This is a genomic window from Ursidibacter arcticus (assembly GCF_009761375.1).
In the GTDB taxonomy this organism is placed as follows: domain Bacteria; phylum Pseudomonadota; class Gammaproteobacteria; order Enterobacterales; family Pasteurellaceae; genus Ursidibacter; species Ursidibacter arcticus.
This window is the reverse complement of sequence record NZ_LEKM01000001.1, coordinates 1-7,443: the sequence shown is the minus strand read 5'-3', so window position 1 is coordinate 7,443 and position 7,443 is coordinate 1. Positions and strand designations below refer to the sequence as shown.

Annotated in this window: 1 protein-coding gene; it reads right to left on the bottom strand. The window is 42.4% G+C overall.

The window, feature by feature from the left end; translation table 11 throughout:
- Nucleotides 1–228 precede the first annotated feature (228 nt).
- On the bottom strand, nucleotides 229–7,443 hold a 7,215-nt coding region (locus A1D25_RS00005), incomplete at its 5' end, for a hypothetical protein (protein WP_157393682.1).

Below are 7,443 nucleotides of genomic sequence, written 5' to 3'. Positions count from 1 at the left end.
GTTATTAAAAATGAATGGTTTTTTAATTAAATAGATTAACGAAATAAAAATACATTAACGAAGTATATGTAGGGACGCCACGCTGGCGTCCGTAAAAAATTATCGTCCGCAAAAAATCACCGTCCATAAAAAATCCCCTCCGTAATATAAATTATCGCACAAATAAAAACGGACACATTTTGATCTGTGTCCGTTTGGGTTAAGTTATGTTTAAATTGAAATTAACGGTTAGATAATCGTAAATCCGCCATTTTGTTCAATCCAAACTTGTGCACCTGGAGCGGTGTAAACATCGTAGGTAATTCCACCTTCGGTTTTTTGACCTGCGGCTTTAAATTCACCTAGACTTTGACCTGATAATTTATTATTTGAGTCATTTGCCCCTAAATCCACTAAGCGAGCATCATTACCACCTACAGAACCTGCTGATTTATCATTACCCTCTGCAAGCAGTTTCAACACTGGAATGTTGCCTTTTCTTAGGTAATCTGCAGAAATGTCGATAGCAGAGCCTTTTTCCATTCTCACTTCTTCAATGCTAATGAGTTTAGACGCTGAAAGGTGAGTTTCAGGTGCAGCTTTAAATACATTTCTAACTTGTTCACCATTATCGCCAGATGGTTTGCGGAGTACGAAAACATCGTAACCTGCACCACCATTTACGATACCGTCCATAAAGGTTGTATCGCCGTATGCAGTAAATTCAACTTTATCGTCGCCTCTACCCATATCGAGTACGGTTGAAGAACCACCGTCCATACGGTTAATTTGAGCAATATCATTGCCATCACCCATATAAACTTTACCACCGTTTGCGATTTCTGGTGCAACCAGTTTATCGTTGCCAGCACCCATATTAACTGTACCTTCAATGCTTCCTGCTCTACCTTTAGTGAGAGGTGCAATGATAAGTGCATCGTTACCACCTTTTAAGTCAATGCTACTATCTTTTGTAATTGCAGCACGAGTACTTACAAGACCATTTGAGTTACTTCCGCCGATTAAGATAACGTCATCGCCATTGCCACCTTCAACTTTCGAGTTAATGATATTACCACCATTAGCTCCGTGTTGGTTCTCAATATGAGGGACTTTAGCATATCCGTTTCCTGGTGTTTTTCCTGTATTAGCGAAAACATAGCGTCCGTCTGTTGCGTGTTTTGTTTTATCTTCATAGAGATCAAAACCAGGGTTTGCAACACCAACTGCAAGTAAGTTATTTCCTTCACCGAGCTTGATAGTTGTAGACTGCACTTGGTTTTCAACCACTAATACATCATCGCCACCTTTCATATCAATATTCATCGGAATCAATGAACCGTAGTTCACCGCACCATCAATTTGAACAGCTTGATTATCATTAGTGAGTTCATAACCTGTCTTAATAATAAGACCGCCTTGAACATTTCCACCCTCGTTTTTAGTAAAGTCTGCCATATCTTTCATTGCAGCAGGTCTGCCTGTACTTAAACGATCAACCGTATTCGTATGTGGTTGTCCTGCTTTAATGTCATTTAGCGTATCCACAAGTGATTTCACAGGTGGTGCTGGCGGTGCTGGTGGTACGTAATCTTCTTGAGGTGTAATAGGCTGTGCATCAGATAGAGCCTTACCTTCTTGGCGTTGTTTTACGCTTACACCATTTTGCTGATTATCACGCAGGCTATCGGCTTTGATCTTCAGATTGTTTGGATCAGAAAGATCAAAATCGTTTTTATCACCCACAAGTTTCCACGAGCCATTCTCTTTGGTTAAAGAGGCATATTTCGTTCTTCCGTTTTCATCAACATACTGAACGCTTAAATAATTTGCGTCAGAAGCTGGTTTGATGATAACACCGCCTTTATCTGTACCAGTCATATGACTATATCCTACTTTATCTGATGGATCTTTTGTTTCATCATCAGGAGAGGCTCCATAAACAACCTCATTTTTCAGGTATTTATCTTTGACTGGAGTATCTACTACTGTACCACCTGAATCTGTAGCATGTCCCCCACTGATTTGCTCTAAAGTAATTTTTAGGTTAGGGTCATTCGGACCATTCAAGCTACTATCTGCAGGGCTATCCGCAACCAGTTTATAACGTTCTGTTCCGCTAAAGACTATGTTGTTTTTATTTTTATACGATGTTTCTTGAGTGTTATTGCCAACATTTGCATCACGAACACTTTCAACAACTTGACCATCAACTCTAAATACTTTAGCCCACCCCTCATGTGTTGGCTCACCAACCCATATCGTGGCATCTTTAATTTTACCTTCTTGCATATCATATACTTTAAATGATATTCGAATATTAGAGCTACTATACGAATTATTTTTATCAACTACTCTAAATTCACTATCCGATACAGATACAATGTGAATATCGCCTTCATTCCCCAATGTAGCAGGTGGCGTTTCTTTTGGTTTTGCAGGCGGCTGTGGTGGCAACGGAGCTGCTTCTGTTGTGCCACTTGCAGTATCAGCTGGGCGGTTATTATCAGGTGTATAAACCCCCTGTGCTGTTTCTTGTAAATTATGCCCTGTTGCAGTAATGCTTGTGTTTGGCTCTACTGCACCACCTTTGAGGGTGATTGTGCCGTTATCAGGGTTAATTTCTGCCACATCAGGATCAACTGGTGCACCATTGCTATCTGTTAATACCCAGTAGCCACCTTCCACTAATTTTGCGGTGATGGTTTCTTGAGTACCTGCCTTGCCTTTTGGTTTAAAGGTTACATCAACACGGTGGTTATCTGCACCTTTTTCAATCGACATATTGTTGTCGCTTGGGTGTAACCAAGGTTTATCGGCAACACCAAGACTATTATCATCCACAAACGGATAGGCACTTGCATTGCCTTCTTGATCTTGATTACCGTTGTTACCGATAGCGGTCACTTCCGTCATATCTTTTACCGCACTTGCTTTCAAGGTAATTTTGCCATTTGCAACGGTGAAATCTTCCGCTCTGGTTGATGGTGTCCAGTTGCCATCACTGCCTTTCACTAGCTCAACATCGTTATGTGCTGTGCCGTCAGGTGCGGTGTAGCTAATACGAATTTTCTTGTTATCCGTACCTGGTTTCACTTCTACATCACCGTTTTCTAGTGGAAGTAAATCCACAGGGTCGGTGTGTTCTGGTGTTGCATCTTTAGCTGGGTTGATCTGTTTGGTGACTGTTGTTGATGAATCATTACCTCTCTTACCTGTCGCACTAACGTCTACGATATCTGTTCCAGTTACCGTTACGGTTACTCTGCCTGTAATTGGGTCAATCTCTACACCTGCAGTATCTTGCGGATTGATTTCATATTTGCCATCATTGCCTTTTGATACCGTAAGTTTTTTGCCTTGAGTTTCAACAACCATTCCATCATTATTAGCACCTAATGTAATGGTGGCTTTACCACTACCTAAATCTTCAATGTTTGGTCTATCTACCATTGGCGTTGCAGGATCTGCGTGTGTTGCTGAGTGAGACACTTCCGTTGAGCTATTACCATAAGCATCTTTTGCTTTAGCTTTCACTTCGGAGGTTTTGTTATCCTCGCCACCCGTACCATTTACTACTGCTTTGTTCAGAGTAATTTTACCTGTTTCAGCATCAATGGTTGCCACTCCATTAGAGACTTCAGATAAGTCATCTGAATGAGTTGCATTCAGTGCTTCATCTAATGTCGCTTTATCTGACTGTACAAGTTTCCATTTGCCATTTGGCTGTTTAAGTGCAACGATAATTTGATTATCTGCACCTTTATCACCATTCACTTTTAAGCCTAGAGCTTCTGCAGATGTTCCAGCTAAGTGGCTTGCATCAAATTTCACTGCGACTTTGTTAGCGTCAGCGTTGTTGTTTATGTTGCTGTTATCACCGTCAGTATCCACTGCTGCTGTTGGCGTGATAGTGATGTTGCTAGTTGCATTAGCCTGTGCAATTGCAGGATCGCCCACTGCTTTGTCGGTTTTATCGTCAAAGCCTGCGGTGTATTCTGCCTGTGCCACTGAGGTTGCAACATCAGCTGGGTTGTCTGAGCGTTTTCCACCTTCGTTAATGCCTACTACGGTAAATTGTGAGTTGTCTACCACTTTATCCGCTGGGATAACATAATGGGTGTAGCCATCTTGCCCTGTAATTTCGGTTACTAATCCCTCTTCAACTGGTGTGTTGTAGGCTGAATCTTTGTAGAACTTGAATTTATCGCCTTCTAACTTACCGTAAATAACATCTCTAGCTTTATCAACATTTGCTAAATCGCTATCTTTCTTCACAAAGCTCACTTCTAACTTGGTGTTATCCAAACCTGGACGGAATACGATGTCACCTGCATTTACTGCTGCTGGTTTTGTTGGTTCATCTTTGCCTGCAAATTTAGTTACAAGCATATTCTCGCCGTTACCTGCTTCTGTTGTTTTCGTACCGGTGTAAACCACAGGAGCATCAACTTTCTCTGGGCTTGAGTCGAATTTTTCTGAAACTGGTGCACTGTAAACTTTGGCATTACCTGCAAGGTCGCGGTGAATGACGGTGTAGGTGTCATTTTCTTTCAGCGCGTCTGCTGGAATGCTAATGCTATATTTACCATCAGTTCCTAATGTTGGTTTGGTTTCGCCAACATTGAGAGTATCACCACCTTTTTTCCAATCGCCATTTTCATAAGTAAAGACAACTTTTTTCTCACCCTCTTTGGTTTTAACGATGACGTGAAGTTCATCTTGGTCAACTGGTGAATTTGGTAACTTGATGTCTAACGCATTTGCTTTTTCATCTTTGGTATCCACTGGCTCAGCTTTATCTACTTTCACAGGGCGGTTTGGTAACTGTACTGTGAGTGTCGCTTCAAGCTCTGGTGCAGTTGTATCGCCAGTATGTTGAGAACCTTCTGTTTTACGCTCTGCTGTTCCGTTGAACGCGACTGCTGTGCCATCTGGTTTTTTCACCACAAAGCTGGTAAGTGCATCTGTTTGTGGTAAGTCAGTGACTTTAACATTGCCATCGGTTGCGTTGTTGTTTGCATCGCCTTTGGTAATGTTGAAGGTAAACTCACCGCTTTCATTTGTAGTAACAGAGCCAACTTTTACACCATCTTTGTGTAATTCAAGCACTTGGTTTTTGTGATCTGCTGCTGTGCCAGTTAAAGTAACTTTGTCTAAATCACTTTGTTTACCTGGTGCGGTGGTTACATCTACGTCTATTGATTTTTCTGACGCAACATTCGGTACTTTTGCTTTAATTACGAAGTCTTTGGCAGTATCCGTTGTTGGGATATGTTCGCTTGGAACAGTGAAGGTAAAGTCGCCCATTGGGGTTTCACCATTAGCTCCAGGTTGTGCAGCAGGTACATCGAACTCAGCAATCTTGGTTGTTCCGTCTGATTTATAAAGTGTTACTTTTGCACCCGCTTCCGCTTTACCTGTGATGGTAATGATTTCTGCCGTTGTATTAGCACTTCCGTCAGTATCAACTGCTGCAACTGTTACCTCATCTTCCAATTTAGTCTGTCTTGGATCTTGTTGAGCTGTAACCGCTTGCCCATCTGCTGTTTTACCTGCTAGGTCAGTTGAGGTTGCACTTACTGTTGCATCATCAGGAATAGACGTTGATTCAATATGTAATTTATTGCCATCTACTGTGTAGCCTGCTGGTAATGCTGGGTTTGACGTCCAAGCATCTTTACCTTTTGTAAAGGTGATTACTGTTGGTGTTGTATCTGCACTACCTGCTGGTGGGGTAATGGTTACTGCAACCGTATCGCCTTCTACCGCATCTGTTGGGAAAGTCACTTCAACATCACCCTGTTTTTCTGGACCATCTGCAAAGCCGAAAGCTTGCAATCCTGGTGCTGTTGGAGCTTCTTTATCTAACGGGTGATCCGTTGTATCGTTAGCCAATGTAGTTGGGATTGCTGCATCAGTATTCGGGCTTTGTGCTTTACCTTCTTTTTGAGCAATCACAGTGAGATTACCTGTAGTTGGTACTTCTTCTACTTCAATGATTGTGTGGTTTGGATATGCGGTTTCTAGCTTAGTTTTTACATCAGCTGGTGTGCCTTTTTTCACAAGCACAGCTTTATATTCACCTTCATCATTCGCTACCAAGCCTTTGTCAGTTGGAACAACTTCAGCACCATTATGAAGGAGCTTGACTTTCGCACCATTTTCAGGAGTGTTATCTTTTTTCACTGTACCTGTTACCACTAACGCGTCAATCGTATTGTCCGCTTTTTCAGCCGTATCAATCGCATTAACCGTTAAGCTTGGTGTTGCCGTCACTTCATCATATTTTGAAGTACCTTTCTTTTTCTCTGATAAGTTACCCGCTAAATCTTGGGTACGAGCGGTCACTTCCGAGTTATCTTTTACGCTATCCGCTGGGATTTCAAGGTTGTTTCCGTTGATCTTATCTTGTGGAATTGGGCTATCTGCTGGGACTTTCCAACCATCTTGAGCTTTGGTGACCACCACTTCTTTCTTTTCACCTGTTGCTTCATCAAAGTAAGTAATGGTGACTTTGTCGCCATTTTTCGCATCTGTTGGCAAGCCTACGGTAACTTTGCCATCACCATTGTCGCCAACATTAATGGTTGGGGCTGGTGGTGGGGTGTTATCGTTCGGATAGCCGCCTTTGTCTGTTGATGGCGTTGCTTCAACAGTTGGGTTTGCAACTGGTGTACCCGGTTGTACGGTTTGTGCAACAGCAATCGGATCTGTTGGGTTGCTACTTTCCGTTGTTCCGTTTTCGGTTAATTCAGCAATAAGTTTGAATGGCCCTTTCGCTAAATCTTCTTTAGGAATGGTTAAGGTAAATTTACCCTCATCATTTACCGTTGCAGTTGGCGTTAATGGGTTGCCCTCTTTATCTTGAACTTTAATCACCGCTTTTGGATCTGCAGTTCCAACGAGTACTGCTTGATCTGCCGCATCCGTATCAGGGTTACCTGAGGTGTTTTGTGACTTCGGATAGCCTTCTGATAACGCTGGTGTTGTCACTGGCTTGTCAAAGCCTGCTTTCACTGGTGTTGCTGGGGTTTCTTTTCCTGCGACATCAGTCGATTTTGCTGTTACCTCTGTACCATCTTTTAATTTCTCTTCAGGGATAATAAATGGTGTATCTTTCTCCACTGTTTCTGGTAGGGTGTTTTCTGGCACGTTTTCGCTTGCTTCAGGATCAAGTTTCCAGCTGCCATCCGCTTGTTTTTCGTAAACGGCTTTAACAGGGTGATCCTGCTCATCAGTAAAGGTAATTTCTGCTTTATCGCCTTCTACCGCATCAGTTGGAAGCTGAACTTTCACTGCACCATCGCCTTTTTCAGCAGGGTTACCTGCGTCATTTGTTTTGGTTAAGGTTGGGGCAGTTGGGTCTTGGGTATCGCCTAGGTGATCAGCTGGGTTGCCACCTTCGATCTTAGTGACTTCTTTAGGGCTGCTTTCTTCACTGTCTGGTTTGCTATCTGCTTT